Source organism: Pseudomonas sp. 15C (assembly GCF_055484735.1).
This window is the reverse complement of record NZ_JBUDGD010000023.1, coordinates 58,927-75,614: the sequence shown is the minus strand read 5'-3', so window position 1 is coordinate 75,614 and position 16,688 is coordinate 58,927. Positions and strand designations below refer to the sequence as shown.

Genomic DNA, 16,688 nt, shown 5'->3' with positions numbered 1-16,688 from the left:
GAATCGACTTGAACTTGCAGATCGTGACGGCAGGTAAGAAGATCTAAAACCGTCCACCATGTCTCCGAACATGTGTCTACCATGTCTCCGGTATATACAGGGAGAGGGCTAGGGTGAGGGGCTTTTAGGCTGGAACAGTAATCTTATGACCACCGCCCTCGCGACTATCCATGATCAACCGACCAGTCATTACACAACGTAATAAGAGTTATCATCCGAAACTGTCTTCTGCCAACCCGCGTTGTCCATTAGCCTTCACCGCTTTCCTGTGCCCGACCCGAGTATTCCTATGCCCACCACTCACGCAATGACCCGAGGCATGGTGCTGCTGTTCGCCTTCTGCTGCGGCGCCATCGTTGCCAACATCTATTACGCCCAGCCGATCATCGGCCTGATCGCGCCGGACATCGGCCTGTCCGACACCATGGCCAGCTTCATCGTCTCGTTGACCCAGATCGGTTATGCACTGGGCTTGTTCTTCCTGGTGCCGCTGGCCGATCTGCTGGAAAACCGCCGGTTGATGATCATCACCACCCTCGTGGCAATCGCCAGCCTGCTGGCGGCGGCGTTTACCGATCAGCCGAATGTGTTTTTGCTGATTTCGTTGCTGGTGGGGTTCAGCTCGGTGTCGGTGCAAGTCCTGATTCCGCTGGCCGCGCATCTGGCGCCGGAAGAATCCCGAGGCCGCGTGGTCGGCGGGATCATGGGCGGTTTGCTGCTGGGTATTCTGTTGGCCCGGCCGGTGTCGAGCGTGGTCGCCGATCATCTCGGTTGGCGCGCGATGTTCATGATCGCCGCCGGGTTGATGGCAGCGATCAGCGTGGTCTTGGCGCTGACCGTGCCCAAGCGTCAACCGGATCACAGCGCGACCTACGGGCAACTGATCGGCTCGCTGTGGACGTTGCTGCGTCAGCAACCGGTGCTGCGTCAGCGTGCGTTTTATCAGGGCTGCATGTTCGCCACGTTCAGCCTGTTCTGGACCGCCGTGCCGCTGGAGCTGGCGCGCAATCACGGCCTGTCGCAAAGCGAAATCGCAATCTTCGCCCTGGTCGGCGCCATCGGTGCCATCGCCGCGCCGATCAGTGGACGCCTCGCCGACGCCGGCCACACCCGCATCGCCTCGCTGCTGGCCATGCTGTTTGCCAGCCTGAGCTTTCTGCCCGCTTTCATCCACCCGGTGTACAGCGTCATCGGCCTGGCGGTCACTGGCGTAGTGCTGGATTTCTGCGTGCAGATGAACATGGTCCTCGGCCAACGCGCGGTGTATTCGCTGGACGCCAAAAGCCGTGGCCGTTTGAACGCGTTGTACATGACCAGCATCTTCATCGGCGGCGCGTTCGGCTCGTCGGTCGCCAGCGCGGTGTACGAACATGGCGGCTGGTTGTGGATCGTGATTGTCGGCAGCGTGTTCCCGCTGTTGGCGTTGGTGCGCTTCCTGAGCGCATCGCAAAACGCTTCACTGGCGCAACGAAAAACCGCCTCCTGAGGTGATTCAGTGTGGGAGCGAGCCTGCTCGCGAAGGCGTCAGTTCGGGTCATATTTCTCTGCCTGACACGGCACTTTTGCGAGCAGGCTCGCTCCCACAATTGCCCGAGCGTTAGTATCGAACCAGTTTCTCCATCGCCGCATCCGCCAGAAACGAGGAGCGGCTTTTGACGTTGTGTTCACGCACATAACGGTCAATGCGCTGTATCACATAACCGGGCAGCGTGACGTTGACCTTCTCGGTCTTGCCCAGGTACGGCGAGATATCCAGCTCCAGCATGCCCCAGCCCATCTCGGCAAAATCCGGATTGCTGCGATGAGCCGACGCCGACGTCGGCAGCGGAATCGGCTCTCCTGCCGCGGCAATCTCCTGCAGCATGATGTGGGCAACTTCAACGGCAGCGTTGTAGGCATCCTCGAACGTGTCCCCCGCCGTCACGGCACCCGGGATATCGGGGATCTGAATACCGATGGCAGTATTTTCATCACCCCACTCAATGCAGATTGGATATTGCATTACGGATCTCCTTCATAACGGGCTAGCGGGTTGTACAACCCGGCACGCCGCCTGATGCTCTTGACCGTCCCCAATGGCAAATCCTTTTTCGGATGGGGGACGGGAATCGTGTTCGGGGTTGTAACGGTGCCTGAAAATGTGATGACTGCCAGTCACCCGATCCAGCGTCCAGCCTGCGTCTTCAAGCTCCTTGATCAATAACCTGCTTTGCACCCGGCGCCTCCTTGCCTTGGTCCTTGAAAAGTAACCCTAGAGTTATATTTACTCAAGCACAAGATGGCGTGGAGTGACGGGTGGTCGTTTTACAAAATGTTCGTGGCGTCTGTTTCGTTTATTGCGATTTTCGTTTAATTCGAATACCGTTCGTGCATCATCCATCGAATGCTGGAACTGTCTTATGTCCATCGCTATCCCCTCTGCCATCAACCTCCCGGTAGAACGTGAAGTCAAAGCCGCGATCGCAGGCCAGCGTGCTTTGACCGCTTTTCTCGCAACAGGCTTTGAAACTCAAAAAATCCAGATTTTTGATGATCAGAACGAAGCCCATGTCGTCGAGCTGCCTACATCCGCGCTGCGCTTGCTGAGCGATATCCTCGCGGCGCTGGCGCAGGGCAACGCTGTGAAGGTCGTACCGATCCACGCTGAGCTGACCACTCAAGATGCCGCCGACCTGCTCAATGTCTCACGTCCGCACATGATCAAACTGCTGGAGAGCGGTGAGATTTCCTACCACAAAACCGGCAAGCACCGACGTGTGCGTTTTGCCGATCTGATGGAATATAAAGCCCGGCGAGACACCGCCAGCGAGCAGGCAATGAGGCTTCTCGCAGAGCAGGCACAGGCGCTAAGGACAGGATACGAGTGAGGCACTCCTCTTTTACCGCTGTATACGATGCATGTGTTTTATACCCCGCCCCGCTGAGAGACTTTCTGATGTGGCTCGCGTTGTCCGGCCTGTATCGAGCGCGCTGGACTGAGGAAATTCATTGCGAATGGAAGCGCAATCTGTTGAAAAACCGGCCTGATCTGACGATCGAGCAACTGGATCGCACATCGCAACTGATGGACCTCGCTATTCCGGATGCATGTGTTGATAGCTATGAAGATCTGATCGTCGGACTGAGCCTGCCCGATGATGATGATCGCCATGTCCTTGCTGCAGCTATCCGGTGTGGCGCGGACGTCATCGTGACCTTCAACCTGAAAGACTTTCCCATCCGCTCTCTTGAGCCCTTTGGCATCGAAGCCCAACACCCGGATGAGTTTGTCGAAAACCTTTTTCATCTGGATTCATCCGCGGTCATTGCGGCTGCCCAAAAACAGCGTCAACACCTCAAGACCCCAACGATGGATGTGGATTGTTTCCTTGCTCTTTTGCAACGCCAAGGCCTGGACCAGTCAGTAAGTTCACTGAGCAAGTATCGTGCGATTCTCTGAAAATTCGGCAAAAAAAAGGCGATCCCAGGATCGCCGTTTTTCCTCACTGCCCGAACTGCTTGCCCAAGCCCGGTGGCACGCCGTGGATGTCGGTGTCTTCCCATGGGCCGTTGGGGCTGACGGCGCGGCTCCAGCCGTTGTTCCAGCGGTAGTAGGTGCGCTGGCGGTAGAAGGTGTTGGACTGGTCGTCGAGCACGTACACGCCGAGCTTCTGGTCCCAATGGCTGTTGCCGCCCGGTGGCGGGGCGAAGCTGGCGGAGGTGCGGGGCACCGGTTTCGACGGTTTGGCCGGGATGCTCTTGCCCGGGGTCGGTGAGGTCGACGGGGTCGGGCTCGGTTGCGACGGTGGGATGGGAGGCAGGTCGGTGGTCGGTTCCGGTCGCTGGACCGCACATGCACTCAAGCCCAGGGCCAGTGTGAGGACTGTGATACGGGCGATGGTGTGCATGGCGGTGCTTTCCTGTGGTTCCGGTTATTGGTCCGGGCTGTCGATGGTCAGTTTTTGTGGCGCGGTGGTGCTGCTGGCCAATGGGCCGCTGCGACCGATCCATTCACCGGCAGTGGGTTGGCCGGCGCGGGAAATGCGCGCAACCAGTTGGACTTCGGGAAAGTTGGACAGTTTCAACTGCGGCATCATCGCATCGGCATCGCCCAGTTCGACGGTCACCGGCAGGTCGGCCACGGTCAGGCGTTTGGCCGCCAGCGGTGCCGGTGGGCCGGACGTAGCGCGGGCGAAAATGAACACGCTGTCGCCCGGTTGCACCTTGCCTTTGAGTTCGCTGGCCAGGTCAACGCTGACTGTCAGCATTGCACCCTTCGGCGTGGGTGCTTGAGCGACCTTGCCACCGCTAGCCTGCAGGCGTTCGGCGGCGCGCTGGATTCCGCCTTGCAGCGCGGCGCGAGAGTTGTCCTCCGGCGGCAGTTGCGCGAGCAGGCGGTTCCAGTAATCGATGGCTTCCTGATAACGCTCGCCTTCAAACGCAGCGATGCCGAGCAGGCCGAGACTGGTGACTTCCTTCGGATCAGCCTTGAGCGCTTCGTCGGTCAGCGTCTGGATCTTCGACGACCATTTTTTGCCATCGGCAAAATACTGCGCCTGCGCCCACTGGCCGAGCAGTTCCGGTTGGCGACCGGCAAGGCCCGCGGCCCGTTCGAACATCTTCGCCGCGTCCGCCGGGCGCTCCTGCGCCATGTAAGTACGACCGAGGAAATACAGGCCTTCGGCGGAATCCGGTTGCGCGGCTACCGCACGTTCCAGACGCTGGGTCATCTCCTCCATCGACTGCGGCGCCTGGGCAAATTCGCGGGTCAGCTCAACCTTGTCGGCAGCGCCGAAATGCAGATACAGGCCCAAGCCCAGCAGCGGCACCAGCACGGCCGCAAGCAACGGCAACGGCTTGCCCAGCTTCGACACACGCGGCGCGGCAACGCCTTCGGTATCCGCCAGCAGCTCCCGCGCCGCTTCGGCGCGACCGCTGTCCATTTGCGCAGCGTCGAGCACGCCTTCAGCCTGCTGCGCTTGCAACTCGGCGACACGTTCCTGATACAGGGCCACATTGAGGGCGGTGCGATCCTCCTCGCGTTGGGCGCGACGGCCACGCAGCACCGGAATCAGCAGAAAACTCAGGGCGACCAGAAGCAACAGCCCTGCGGCAAGCCAGAAATCAATCATTCTTGGGTTTTATCCAACAGTTGGTCGAGGCGCTGACGTTCTTCAATGGACAGCGATGACGGCGTTGCGGCACGTTGCCCGCGACGCCGGCGGACGATCACTGCAATCACCACGAAACCGCCCAGCAGCAGGCCGGCCGGGCCGAACCAGAGCAATGCGGTCCTGGCGTTGAGCGCTGGTTTGTAGCGGACGAAATCACCGTAGCGATCGACCATGAAATCGATGATCTGCTGGTTGTCCTTGCCCTCGCCGAGCATGCGGAAAATCTCTTTGCGCAGGTCGGCGGCAATCGGCGCGTTGGAGTCGGCGATGTCCTGGTTCTGGCATTTGGGGCAGCGCAGTTCCTTGGTCAGTTCGCGGAAACGCTCACGATCGCCTTCTTTGGCAAATTCGTAGGTGTCGATGGCCGCATGCGCGACACCGACCAGACTCAAGCCCAAAACCACCGCAGCGAGAAAACGCTTCATGGCTTGGCCTCGTCGACCAGCGCCTGATATTTGGCCGCGAGTTTTTCGCGCCAGACCTGCTCGTCAATCACCCCGACAAACTTGTCGCGGATGATGCCTTTGGCGTCGATAAAGAATGTTTCCGGCGCGCCGTAGACACCAAGATTCAAGCCCAGCGAACCCTCGTCGTCACGAATATCCAGCGCATACGGATTGTGAAACTCGGCCAGCCATTTCAACGCGTCGGCGTTGGTGTCCTTGTAGTTGATGCCGTAGATCACCACGCCGCGCTCGGCGAGTTTGTTCAGCACCGGATGCTCGACCCGGCAAGAGATGCACCAGGTACCCCAGACATTGACCAGCGCCGGTTTGCCGAGGATGTCAGCCTTGGTCAAGGTCTTGTCGCCCTGCACGCTCGGCAGGGAAAACTCCGGGAACGGCTTGTTGATCATCGCCGATGGCAGCTCCGCCGGATCGAGGTACAGACCGCGATACAGAAACACCGCCACCAACAGGAAAATCGCCAGCGGCACCAACATCAACCAACGTCTCATGCCGCCGCTCCTGTCATACCCAGCGCTTCACGCACTTTGCTTTTCACCTTGACCCGATAGCGCCGATCCAGCGCCGCCAGCAATCCACCGAAGCCTGTGAGCAGGCCGCCGAACCAGATCCAGCGCACGAACGGTTTGACGTGTACGCGGACCGCCCAGGCGCCGTTATCCAGCGGCTCGCCAAGGGCGACGTAAATGTCGCGGGTGAAACCGGCGTCGATCCCGGCTTCGGTCATCACCGAGTTCTGCACGGTGTACAAACGTTTTTCCGGGTACAGCACGCTGATTTCCTTGCCGTCGCGAATCACCCGAACGGTGCCTTTATCGGAAGTGAAGTTCGGCCCCTCGAAGTGCTTGGCACCGTCGAAAACGAAGTGATAACCGGCCAGGTCCATTGACTCGCCCGGCGCCAGACGCAGGTCGCGTTCGGCACTGTTCTGGCTCGACAACACCACGCCGAGCGCGCACACGGCAATACCGAGGTGAGCGATCTGCATGCCCCAATAGCTGCGGGTCAGCGTCGGCAGGCCTTTGATCAGGCCCTTGTTGCGAGTCTTGTCGAACAGGTCGCGAACACCTGCGAGCAGCACCCACGCCGCCAGCAGGAACGTCGCAATCACCGCCCAGTTGAAATCGCCGTAAGCGACACCGGCAATTACCGCCAGCGCGACGCTGCCGAGCAACACCGGGGTGAGCATGCTCGCCAGCCACTTCACCGGGGTGTCCTTCCAGCGCACGATCACGCCGACCGCCATGACCAGCATCAGCAACGCCATCAACGGAATGAACAGCGCATTGAAATACGGCGGGCCGACCGACATTTTCGCGCCACTGAGGGCATCAAGTATCAGCGGGTACAGCGTGCCGAGCAGAATCATCGACGCGGCCACGACCAGCACCAGGTTGTTGCCCAGCAGCAGGGTTTCCCGCGACCACAGATTGAAGCCAACCTGACTTTTCACCACCGGTGCGCGCAGAGCGAACAGGGTCAGCGAACCACCGACGACGAACAGCAGGAAGATCAGAATGAACACGCCGCGCTCAGGATCGGAAGCGAACGCGTGGACCGACGTCAGCACGCCGGAACGCACGAGGAACGTGCCCAGCAGGCTCAGCGAGAACGCGGCAATCGCCAGCAATACCGTCCAGCTCTTGAACACGCCGCGTTTTTCCGTCACCGCCAGCGAGTGAATCAGTGCGGTGCCGACCAGCCACGGCATGAACGAGGCGTTTTCCACCGGGTCCCAGAACCACCAGCCGCCCCAGCCGAGTTCGTAATACGCCCACCACGAACCGAGGGTAATGCCGATGCCGAGGAACGCCCACGCGACGATGGTCCATGGCCGCGACCAGCGTGCCCAGGCAGCATCGAGGCGCCCGCCGAGCAATGCCGCGATGGCGAAGGCGAAGGCCACCGAGAAGCCGACATAGCCCATATAGAGCATCGGCGGATGTACGATCAGGCCGATGTCCTGCAGCAGTGGATTGAGGTCGCGACCGTCGGCCGGAATCTGCGGCAGGATCCGCGCGAACGGGTTCGAGGTCAGGATCAGGAACAGCAGGAAACCGGTGCTGATCATGCCCATCACCGCCAGTACGCGGGCGAGCATGACTTGCGGCAACTGCCGCGAGAACACCGACACGGCGAAGGTCCAGCCGCCCAGGATCAACGCCCACAACAGCAGCGAGCCTTCATGAGCGCCCCACACCGCGCTGAATTTGTAGTACCACGGCAGCGCGCTGTTGGAGTTCATCGCCACATAGGCCACCGAGAAATCGTCGGTCATGAACGCGTAGGTGAGGATGCCGAAGGCAAACAGCAGAAAGGCAAACTGGCCCCACGCCGCCGGTTGCGCCAGGCTCATCCACAAACGGTCGCCGCGCCAGGCGCCGAGCAACGGCACCACGGCCTGCACCAGGGCAAAACACAGGGCCAGAATCATCGCCAGATGACCCAGCTCAGGAATGAATATCGCCGAGGTCATGTCAGCCCTCCTTCGCAGGGGTTGGCGCGGATTGACCGCTGTCTTTCAGCGCTTTGGTCACTTCTGGCGGCATGTACTTCTCGTCGTGCTTGGCCAGCACTTCATCGGCTATCACCACCCCGTCGGCGTTGAGCTTGCCAAGGGCAACGATGCCCTGCCCTTCGCGGAACAGGTCCGGGAGGATGCCGCGGTAGGCGATGGTCACGGACTTGTTGAAATCGGTAACGACGAATTTGACGTCCAGCGAGTCCTTTGAGCGTTGCAGCGAGCCCTTCTCGACCATGCCGCCGGCCCGGATGCGTGTGTCTTGCGGCGCTTCGCCGTTGGCGATCTGCGTCGGGGTGTAGAACAGATTGATGTTCTGCTGCAGGGCACTGAGGGCCAGGCCGACGGCAGCGCCGACCCCGACCAGAATGGCCAGAATGATGATCAGACGTTTCTTTCGCAGCGGATTCACTGGCCGTTCTCCCGGCGCAGACGACGCGCCTCTTGTTGCAGATAGCGCTTGCGGGCGAGGATCGGCGCCGCCACGTTGAGAGCCAGCACCGCCAGACAGATGCCGTAGGCCGACCAGACATACAGGCCGTGATGGCCCATGGCGAGAAAGTCGCCGAATGACGCGAAACTCATCGAGCGACCTCCAGACTGTGCTGCACTTCGGCTTTGACCCAACTGGCGCGGGCTTCGCGCTTGAGCACTTCGAGGCGCATGCGCAGCAACAGCACGGCGCCGAAGAAGCAGTAGAAACCCAGGACCGTCAGCAGCAGCGGCAGCCACATTTCCGCCGGCATCGCTGGTTTTTCGGTAAGGGTGAACGTCGCGCCCTGGTGCAGGGTGTTCCACCACTCCACCGAGTATTTGATGATCGGGATGTTGATCACGCCGACGATGGCCAGCACGGCGCAGGCCTTGGCGGCGCTGTCGCGGTTACTGATCGCGTTGCCCAGCGCGATCACGCCGAAATATAGGAACAGCAGAATCAGCATCGAAGTCAGTCGCGCGTCCCAGACCCACCATGAACCCCAGGTCGGTTTGCCCCAGATCGCCCCGGTGACCAGCGCCACGGCGGTCATCCACGCACCGATCGGGGCGGCGCATTGCAGGGCGACATCGGCCAGTTTCATTTTCCACACCAGACCGACCACGCCGCACACCGCCAGCATCACGTAGATCGACTGAGCGAGCATCGCCGCAGGTACGTGGATGTAGATGATGCGGAAGCTGTTGCCTTGCTGATAGTCCGGCGGCGCGAAGGCCAGGCCCCAGACGACGCCGACCGCGATCAGCAGCAACGCGGCGATGCTCAGCCACGGCAGCAACTTGCTGCTGATGCCGTAAAACCATTTGGGCGAGCCGAGCTTGTGAAACCAGGTCCAGTTCATGTTGTTTCCATCACGGGTGCCGCTCCTCGATGTGAGCTGGCGCGGGTCATTCTTTTCGACAAAGTGGTTAAATTTTAACCAGACCTCATTATTATTCGCCGACGCTGATCTTCAGGCCAGCCGCTATTGCAAACGGTGTCAGGGTGATCGCCAGGGCGGTCAGGCTACCCAGCCACAGCAGATACCCGGTCGCCGGCATGCCTTGCAAGGCGGCCTGCAAGGCGCCACTGCCGAGGATCAACACCGGGATGTACAACGGCAGAATCAGCAGCGCCAGCAACAGGCCGCCGCGTTTCAATCCCACCGTCAACGCCGCGCCCACCGCGCCGAGCAAGCTCAGTACCGGTGTGCCCAGCAGCAACGACAACAGCAAAACCGGCAGGCAGGCGGTCGGCAAACCGAGCATCAGCGCCAGCAACGGCGAGAGCAGCACCAGTGCCAGACCGGAGAAAAGCCAGTGTGCCAGCACCTTGGCCAGGACCAGAAGTGGCAGCGGGTGCGACGAAAGGACCCACTGTTCCAGCGAGCCGTCTTCGAAGTCACTGCGAAACAGTCCGTCCAGCGACAGCAGGACCGACAATAACGCCGCCACCCAGACTAACCCCGGGGACAGGTTTTGCAAGACCTGAGTTTCCGGGCCGACGGCCAGCGGGAACAAGGCAATGACGATGGCGAAGAAAATCAGCGGATTGGCCAGCTCCGCCGGGCGGCGAAACAGCAGTCGGGACTCACGGGCGAGCAGCAGGCCGAACACACTCATACGGCCCATTTCCCCAGATCGATATCGCGATAACCGGCCGGCATCCGGCTCAGCGTGTGGTGCGTGGTCAGCACCACCAGACCACCGCGTTCGCAGTGGCCCGCCAAGTGCTCTTCGAGTTGCGCGACGCCCTGCTTGTCGAGGGCGGTGAACGGCTCGTCGAGAATCCACAGCGGCGGGCTGTCCAGATACAACCGCGCCAATGCCACGCGACGTTGCTGACCGGCCGACAGATTGTGGCAGGGAACATCTTCGAAACCGCGCAATCCTACTGCTGCCAGTGCTTGCCAGATCGCCTCGCGCTCGGCGGGCTGATGCAGGGCGCAGAGCCAGGACAGGTTTTCTTCCGCCGTCAGCAGATCCTTGATCCCGGCGGCGTGGCCGATCCACAGCAGGTTGCGGGCGAGTTCGTGGCGTTGTTCGGTCAGTGGCTGACCGTTGAGCAGGACCTGGCCGTCGGTCGGTTGCATCAGACCGGCCAGCAGACGTAAAAGACTGGTTTTGCCGCTGCCGTTGGGACCGCTGATCTGCACCATGTCGCCACCGGCCAGGCGCAATTCGAAGTTCTCGAAGAGCAGCCGCAGGTCACGTTCACACGCCAGGGCAATGGTTTGCAGGACAGGACTGGTCAAGGGATCACGGGCCTTATACGGTTCAAGTCGGCTCTGGCGCGGCCGTTAAAGAGAGGCAGCATAGCTGCATTGAAGGCTCGAACTGGCGAGCTGGATCAAACAATTGCTATGTTTTTTCAACGAAGCGCACGACGCGCGGCATTATACATGCCGTGCCTTACTCTCAAGAGCGCAATTTCCTCAGGTTGTGTCCGCGTATGACAGGCGAAATCAACATCCTCCCGCTGCCGCCCGCCTCTGCGGCGACGGTGCGCCCGCAGGTCGGCGAACTGCTCAAGCTGCTGACCCCGGTTGAAGGCTTGATCGGCAGCGGGCAGAGCGCCAAGGCCGAGGTGTTGTCGCTCAAGCAAGCCGACCAGACCTTTGAATTGCTGCTCAAGGTGACCGTCGACGGCGGCCGCCAGACCACCGTGCAAGCGACCAGCAATCTGCCCTTGCCGCAAGGCACCAACCTGGCGATCACTCAGCCATCGGCGGGCAATCTGGCGATCACGGTGCAACAGGCGATCGCCAGCAACGTCGCCGCCCTCACCCGCCTCGATACCGCGCAGTTGCCGGTCGGCACGCTGCTACAAGGCAAGGTGCTGACCTCACAGGTTCTGCCGCAGACACCGGGACAAGCGACGGTGTTTCGCTCGATGGTCAGCCTGCTCAACACCGCGTTGAGCGGCAGTACATTGACCATCGACAGCCCGCAACCGCTGCGCATCGGCACCCTGCTGTCAGCCATCGTCGAAGACACGCAAACCTTGAAATTTGTGCCCTTGAGCAACCGTCAGGAACAACTGGCAGTGAGTCAGCAACTGCTCGGCCAACAAAGCCGCCAAGCCTCGTTGAGCGGCCTGCTGAACGCGCTGCAAAACCTGCCGCCGGCCACCGACCAGACCTCCGCCGATTTGCGCGCGGTGGTCGACAAATTGCTCGCCAGTCTGCCGGATGTGCAACAACTGAGCACCGCCAAAGGCGTGGCGCTGGCCCTGGCCAACAGTGGCGTGTTCCTTGAGACCAAACTGCTGACCGGGCAAAATCCGAGCCTTGCGCCGGACATGAAAGCCGATCTGCTCAAGCTGATCGCGCAATTGACCCCGGGCCTGCCGAGCAGCACCAGTTTCAACGCGATCATCGCCGCCAACACCCTGGCGCAAGCGCTGCCGAGTTTCGTGCGCAACGCCCTCGGCATGCTCGGTCAGGTCAGCGCCAAACCGGTGCCGAGCAGCTTCCCGCTGCCCGAACGCTTGCTGCAAAGCCAGGACGGCGAAGGCGATCTGGAACAGTTGCTGCGCCTCGCCGCTGCTGCGGTGTCGCGCCTGCAAAGCCACCAGCTGTCGAGCCTGGAACAGACCGGTGTCACCGACGATGGGCGCCTGCTCAGCACCTGGCAACTGGAAATCCCCATGCGCAACCTGCAGGACATCGTGCCGTTGCAGGTCAAGTTCCAGCGCGAAGAAGCGCCGGAACGCGAGCCGCAAGCAAACGAGCGCCGCGACGAGCGCGAGCCGAAACAGCAATTGTGGAGGGTCGATCTAGCGTTCGACATGGAACCGCTCGGGCCGCTGCAGATTCAGGCGCAACTGGTGACCGGCAGCCTGTCCGGGCAACTCTGGGCCGAGCGGCCGTACACCGCTGACCTCATCGAAAACAACCTGTTCGCCCTGCGTCAACGCCTGCTCGATCGCGGGCTGAATGTCGGCGACATCGACTGCCACCACGGCACCCCGCCGCAAGGCAACCAAACCCGCCTCGAGCACCGCTGGGTCGACGAAACCGCATGAACGATTCCACTGCCCCACGCCAGGCCATCGCCCTCAAATACGACGGCAACCACGCCCCGACCCTCACCGCCAAGGGCGACGAAGAGCTGGCCGAAGAGATTCTGCGCATCGCCCGCGATTGCGAAGTGCCGATTTACGAGAATGCCGAACTGGTGCGGCTGTTGGCCCGCATGGAACTGGGCGACAGCATCCCCGAAGAGCTGTACCGCACGATCGCCGAGATCATCGCGTTTGCGTGGAATCTGAAGGGGAAATTCCCGCAGGGGCACGACCCGAATGCGCCGATGGTCGAGAAGGATGTGACCGATCGCGGGGATGATTACTGAACGTCGGACATCCGTATCATTAAGCTGATTTTCACCAGTCCGCTCGTTGGGACTGTCAGATCTGACAGTAGCCATGCTCATCGCCTTTAGGCTTGAATGACTCCGCATCAACTACCCAGACAGGAGTCATCATGAACAACGACAGCAGCACCTCAAAAACATCTGTCCCACTGGCAATCACTCGCGTGACCGATCCATACGGCAACCTCGTTCTACCTGGCGGAGATCTCTACAGGAGCACGGGGGGCGTGGCGACTTTTGAAGGAACATGCGCGCCTTTGGATACAGTAAGGGTGGTGAGTCTAGGCCAGCGAGACGGGGCCTCAACTGTGCGGTACCAAGTTCCCCGCTTCGTTACTCATTGGTATGTGGAGGTACAGCTACAAACTGAGAAGTCCTACGAACACTTTGCCCGTGATGAATCGAGCGGGGCAGAGACCGACAATTACCCGCTTCATTGGAAATGGGGCGAGCCCCCAAATAAATGAAAGAATAAAACTCTGACACGGATGCGAAGCGTCTCAGCATGATCGCTTGCACCGCAGGGTTAGAGACCACCACCAAAGCTTCGTTTGTCGCTCAAAAACGGGTAAGCCCTCAGCATTGTGCCCGGCCACCGTAAACGTTCAGGTGACCGGACGCTGAGGGCCACAGCTTTTTGTTTCTCGCTCCCTGGAGCCTTGAACTTCCAGCTGCTTTTATGCCCCTTGCGCATCAACTCCGGGGCTGGAATACGTCTCAAGCCTTAAAAGCAAAAGATCGCAGCCTTCGGCAGCTTCTACAGGGAAATGCGAATCCCAATGTAGAAGCTGCCGAAGGCTGCAATCTTTTGATCTTGCTTGCCGCTGGAGGCCGAAAGCTCTTAGCTGCTTTCACTGATCGTTCCCACGCAGAGCGTGGGAACGATCCCGGTACGACAATCAGTTTTTGTGCAACTTGCGCATCAATTCCGCCTCAGCCTGGGTCAAGCCGCAGGACTGAGTCAGTTCGTCAACACTCGCACCCATGCCCACCAGTTTCGCCGCCTGGGCGAATGACAGGCTCGACGGGTCGCGCTGTTCCAGGGCAACGATTTTGTCCGGCAAGGGGCTGACCACCGCGCGCAGTTCGTGCAGGGCTTCGCCCATGCGCACGTTGCCGTTCTGGTAGTCGTCGACACGCTTGGCCAGGTCCTTGATGCGCTGATCGCGCAGCGCATCGCCCTGGGCCTGCTGCGCAGCGATCACCCGCTGCGCCTTGATGTACGAGACGAACATCGCCAGCGTGCCTGCCCAGAACAGGAACAGGACAATGACTGCAACCTCGAGAATCAAATCAGATGCTCTCCAGTTCCGACCACTCTTCTTCGCTCATCATCTTGTCCAGCTCGACCAGGATCAGCAATTCGTTGTTCTTGTTGCACACGCCCTGGATGAACTTGGCCGATTCTTCGTTACCGACGTTCGGTGCGGTTTCGATTTCCGACTGACGCAAGTAAACCACTTCGGCCACGCTGTCGACCATGATCCCGACCACCTGCTTGTCGGCTTCGATGATGACGATACGGGTGTTGTCGCTGATCTCACCGGTGCTCAGGCCGAAGCGCTGACGGGTGTCGATCACGGTGACCACGTTACCGCGCAGGTTGATGATGCCCAGCACGTAGCTTGGCGCACCCGGCACTGGCGCGATCTCGGTGTAGCGCAACACTTCCTGCACGCGCATCACGTTGATGCCGTAGGTTTCGTTATCCAGTTTGAAGGTCACCCATTGCAGGATCGGATCTTCAGAACCTTTTGCATTCGACGCCTGACTACTCATACCCTGACCCCTCGAAAAAACCGCCCCGGGCGGTGTGTGTTCTGTGTGGTGGCATTGAACAATGCCATCGCCTGATAGTTATGTCGGCTGCTAAGTCGGTTTATGTAGCGGCTTGTTGCCGCTCATGTGCTTTGCTCCGCCGCTGGCGATCAACTCGGCCAGCGCGGAGACATCAAGCAATGCACACATGTGCTCGATCACGGTGCCGGCGAGCCATGGCCGCTGACCCCGGTGACTTCTCCATTTGATTTCATTCGGGTCCAGGCGCAACGAGCGGCTGACCTGATGCACCGCCAGGCCCCACTCGTAACCCTGCACCGAAATCACGTACTGCAAGCCCTGGCGGAAATCATCGCGGTAGCGATCCGGCATGACCCAGCGCGCGGTGTCGAGCACCTTCAGGTTGCCGGCCTGGCTCGGCAGAATCCCAAGGAACCATTCCGGCTGACCGAACAGCGGCGTCAGCTCCTGGCCGGCCAGCGAATAGATCGAACCAAGGCACACCAGCGGCACCGCCAAGGTCAGTCCGGCGACGTCGAACAGCAGACATTCGAAGGCTTCTGCAGCCCACGCCGGACGCCCGTCGGTTTCCACCGGCGGCGGCGGGTTGTTCGGCGGCAGGTGCACTTCGACCAGCGGCGGCACCAGCACTTGTGGTTCTGCTGGTTCTTCGACAACCGGGGCCGGCGCAGGGATTTCCGGCTCCGGTACTTTCAGTAATTGGGTTTGCAGCAGCGGCGCCAGGGTCGAGACCACGGCGCGCGGCTCTTCGAGCAAAGCCACCGGTGCCTTGGCCACTGGCGTGACAACGGGCGCAGCGGCAGGTCGGGCGGCTTGCTGCGCATCGCGGGCCTGCTCTTCCAGCACGGCGGCCTGGAACTCGTCCATGACCTCGGTGCTTTCGACGATTTCAGGCTGGGTCTGCTGCGCGACTGGCGGCGCCAACTCGTCGGGCACATCCAGCAGCAAGTCTTCCAGATAAGACTGCAAGGCGCGTTGCGGACGTGAGGTGAGTTTCACTGGGCGGTTCATCGGTGATCAGCGCCTGGCAGGGAAACCGCGTCGCCTGCTTCGCGAGCAGGCTCGCTCCCACAGGGTTCGGGCAAGCAAATGGAGATCATGTTCAGGCCACCTGCGGAACAAGTTGCTGCGCGAGCAGGTGCTTGAGCAGCGCGCGGTAAGCCAGCACGCCACGGCTCTTGCCGTCAAATTGCGAAGGCGTGACACCGGCGCGGCTGGCGTCGCGCAGACGCGTGTCGACCGGGATGTAACCCTGCCAGATCTCGTCGGGGAATTTGTCACGCAGCACACGCAAGGTGTGCATTGAGGCTTGCGTACGACGGTCAAACAACGTCGGCACGATGCTGAACGGCAGCGCCTGTTTGCGCGAGCGGTTGATCATCGCCAAGGTGTTGACCATACGCTCCAGGCCTTTGACGGCCAAGTGCTCAGTCTGCACCGGGATCACCAGTTGCTGGCTCGCCGCGAGGGCGTTGACCATCAGCACGCCGAGCAACGGCGGGCTGTCGATGATGGCGTAATCGAAGTCCTGCCACAGCTGCGCCAGACTCTTGGCGATCACCAGGCCCAGACCACTTTGCCCCGGCGACTGACGCTCAAGGGTGGCCAGTGCGGTGCTCGACGGCAACAGCGAAATGCGTTCGTCGCTGGTCGACAACAGCAACTGCCCCGGCAGGCCTTGCGGCACGCTGCCCTTGTGCAGAAACAGGTCGTAGTTGCTGTGTTCCAGACTGTCGGGATCGTAGCCGAAATAGCTGGTCATCGAGCCGTGCGGGTCAAGATCGACCACAACCACGCGCTTGCCCGCCTCGGCCAGCAACCCGGCTAAAGCGATGGAAGATGTGGTTTTACCGACACCACCCTTTTGATTGGCGACTGCCCAGACTCTCATTCAGTTCG

Annotated in this window: 20 protein-coding genes and 1 pseudogene; 5 read left to right on the top strand and 16 right to left on the bottom strand. The window is 60.7% G+C overall.

Features of this window, described 5'->3' with window-relative positions:
* Window positions 1-289 precede the first annotated feature (289 nt).
* Window positions 290-1,486, top strand: coding sequence for an MFS transporter (locus ACYYKW_RS14200; RefSeq protein WP_464990391.1), 1,197 nt, complete (start codon window positions 290-292; stop codon window positions 1,484-1,486).
* 111 nt (window positions 1,487-1,597) lie between these two features.
* Here the strand turns inward: ACYYKW_RS14200 and ACYYKW_RS14195 are convergent, their stop codons facing one another.
* Both ACYYKW_RS14195 and ACYYKW_RS14190 read right to left on the bottom strand, forming a co-directional pair.
* A complete protein-coding gene (locus tag ACYYKW_RS14195) occupies window positions 1,598-2,002 on the bottom strand; it encodes a type II toxin-antitoxin system HicB family antitoxin (protein WP_093103390.1) in 405 nt (134 codons plus the stop codon).
* A pseudogene (locus ACYYKW_RS14190) lies at window positions 2,002-2,215 on the bottom strand (type II toxin-antitoxin system HicA family toxin). The gene ACYYKW_RS14195 and the pseudogene ACYYKW_RS14190 overlap by 1 nt, the downstream one beginning before the upstream one ends.
* 184 nt (window positions 2,216-2,399) lie before the next feature.
* Between ACYYKW_RS14190 and ACYYKW_RS14185 the strand changes: the two are divergent.
* Both ACYYKW_RS14185 and ACYYKW_RS14180 read left to right on the top strand, forming a co-directional pair.
* A complete protein-coding gene (locus ACYYKW_RS14185; protein ID WP_093103395.1) occupies window positions 2,400-2,867 on the top strand; it encodes a helix-turn-helix domain-containing protein in 468 nt (155 codons plus the stop codon).
* Window positions 2,864-3,439: a PIN domain-containing protein gene (locus ACYYKW_RS14180; RefSeq protein ID WP_336355194.1), complete on the top strand. Its 576-nt coding sequence runs from the start codon at window positions 2,864-2,866 to the stop codon at window positions 3,437-3,439. Before ACYYKW_RS14185 ends, ACYYKW_RS14180 begins: the two co-directional genes overlap by 4 nt.
* A gap of 43 nt (window positions 3,440-3,482) precedes the next feature.
* On the opposite strand, the gene ACYYKW_RS14175 is transcribed toward ACYYKW_RS14180, so the two are convergent.
* The 10 genes from ACYYKW_RS14175 to ccmA all read right to left on the bottom strand — a co-directional run bounded on the left by ACYYKW_RS14175 (window position 3,483) and on the right by ccmA (window position 10,870).
* Window positions 3,483-3,887 (bottom strand): hypothetical protein, encoded by a 405-nt coding sequence (locus ACYYKW_RS14175; RefSeq protein ID WP_093103397.1) that lies wholly within the window; start codon window positions 3,885-3,887, stop codon window positions 3,483-3,485.
* Between the two features lie 24 nt (window positions 3,888-3,911).
* The gene (gene ccmI / locus ACYYKW_RS14170) at window positions 3,912-5,111 is read right to left on the bottom strand and encodes a c-type cytochrome biogenesis protein CcmI (RefSeq protein ID WP_464990390.1); all 1,200 of its coding nucleotides are present in this window, start codon (window positions 5,109-5,111) and stop codon (window positions 3,912-3,914) included.
* Window positions 5,108-5,578 carry a cytochrome c-type biogenesis protein gene (locus ACYYKW_RS14165; RefSeq protein ID WP_093103402.1) on the bottom strand — a complete coding sequence of 157 codons (471 nt, stop codon included), beginning with the start codon at window positions 5,576-5,578 and terminating at the stop codon, window positions 5,108-5,110. The genes ccmI and ACYYKW_RS14165 overlap by 4 nt, the downstream gene beginning before the upstream one ends.
* Entirely contained in the window at window positions 5,575-6,111 is a 537-nt protein-coding gene (locus ACYYKW_RS14160; RefSeq protein ID WP_093103405.1) for a DsbE family thiol:disulfide interchange protein, read from the bottom strand. The genes ACYYKW_RS14165 and ACYYKW_RS14160 overlap by 4 nt, the downstream gene beginning before the upstream one ends.
* Window positions 6,108-8,096 carry a heme lyase CcmF/NrfE family subunit gene (locus tag ACYYKW_RS14155; RefSeq protein ID WP_464990389.1) on the bottom strand — a complete coding sequence of 663 codons (1,989 nt, stop codon included), beginning with the start codon at window positions 8,094-8,096 and terminating at the stop codon, window positions 6,108-6,110. The genes ACYYKW_RS14160 and ACYYKW_RS14155 overlap by 4 nt, the downstream gene beginning before the upstream one ends.
* A 1-nt stretch (window position 8,097) precedes the next feature.
* Window positions 8,098-8,553, bottom strand: coding sequence for a cytochrome c maturation protein CcmE (gene ccmE / locus ACYYKW_RS14150; protein ID WP_093103410.1), 456 nt, complete (start codon window positions 8,551-8,553; stop codon window positions 8,098-8,100).
* A complete protein-coding gene (ccmD, locus tag ACYYKW_RS14145) occupies window positions 8,550-8,726 on the bottom strand; it encodes a heme exporter protein CcmD (protein WP_007939192.1) in 177 nt (58 codons plus the stop codon). The genes ccmE and ccmD overlap by 4 nt, the downstream gene beginning before the upstream one ends.
* Window positions 8,723-9,478 (bottom strand): heme ABC transporter permease, encoded by a 756-nt coding sequence (locus ACYYKW_RS14140; protein ID WP_090282385.1) that lies wholly within the window; start codon window positions 9,476-9,478, stop codon window positions 8,723-8,725. The genes ccmD and ACYYKW_RS14140 overlap by 4 nt, the downstream gene beginning before the upstream one ends.
* A gap of 91 nt (window positions 9,479-9,569) precedes the next feature.
* Window positions 9,570-10,238 (bottom strand): heme exporter protein CcmB, encoded by a 669-nt coding sequence (ccmB, locus tag ACYYKW_RS14135; RefSeq protein WP_093103412.1) that lies wholly within the window; start codon window positions 10,236-10,238, stop codon window positions 9,570-9,572.
* Window positions 10,235-10,870 (bottom strand): cytochrome c biogenesis heme-transporting ATPase CcmA, encoded by a 636-nt coding sequence (gene ccmA, locus ACYYKW_RS14130; RefSeq protein WP_090282383.1) that lies wholly within the window; start codon window positions 10,868-10,870, stop codon window positions 10,235-10,237. The genes ccmB and ccmA overlap by 4 nt, the downstream gene beginning before the upstream one ends.
* Before the next feature lie 197 nt (window positions 10,871-11,067).
* Here ccmA and fliK point away from each other — a divergent pair, with 197 nt between their 5' ends.
* Together fliK and ACYYKW_RS14120 are read left to right on the top strand one after the other, a co-directional pair.
* Window positions 11,068-12,642, top strand: a complete 1,575-nt coding sequence (gene fliK / locus ACYYKW_RS14125) for a flagellar hook-length control protein FliK (protein ID WP_464990388.1) — start codon at window positions 11,068-11,070, stop codon at window positions 12,640-12,642.
* The gene (locus ACYYKW_RS14120; RefSeq protein WP_464990387.1) at window positions 12,639-12,968 is read left to right on the top strand and encodes an EscU/YscU/HrcU family type III secretion system export apparatus switch protein; all 330 of its coding nucleotides are present in this window, start codon (window positions 12,639-12,641) and stop codon (window positions 12,966-12,968) included. The genes fliK and ACYYKW_RS14120 overlap by 4 nt, the downstream gene beginning before the upstream one ends.
* A 920-nt stretch (window positions 12,969-13,888) precedes the next feature.
* Here the strand turns inward: ACYYKW_RS14120 and ACYYKW_RS14115 are convergent.
* From ACYYKW_RS14115 to ACYYKW_RS14100, 4 genes are all read right to left on the bottom strand, one after another.
* Window positions 13,889-14,281, bottom strand: a complete 393-nt coding sequence (locus tag ACYYKW_RS14115; protein ID WP_093103420.1) for a DUF2802 domain-containing protein — start codon at window positions 14,279-14,281, stop codon at window positions 13,889-13,891.
* 1 nt (window position 14,282) lies between these two features.
* The gene (locus ACYYKW_RS14110) at window positions 14,283-14,768 is read right to left on the bottom strand and encodes a chemotaxis protein CheW (protein WP_090282380.1); all 486 of its coding nucleotides are present in this window, start codon (window positions 14,766-14,768) and stop codon (window positions 14,283-14,285) included.
* A gap of 90 nt (window positions 14,769-14,858) precedes the next feature.
* Entirely contained in the window at window positions 14,859-15,800 is a 942-nt protein-coding gene (locus tag ACYYKW_RS14105) for a CheW domain-containing protein (RefSeq protein ID WP_336355186.1), read from the bottom strand.
* Between the two features lie 91 nt (window positions 15,801-15,891).
* Complete coding sequence (locus ACYYKW_RS14100; protein ID WP_093103426.1) at window positions 15,892-16,680, bottom strand: ParA family protein; 789 nt, start codon at window positions 16,678-16,680, stop codon at window positions 15,892-15,894.
* Between the last annotated feature and the right edge of the window lie 8 nt (window positions 16,681-16,688).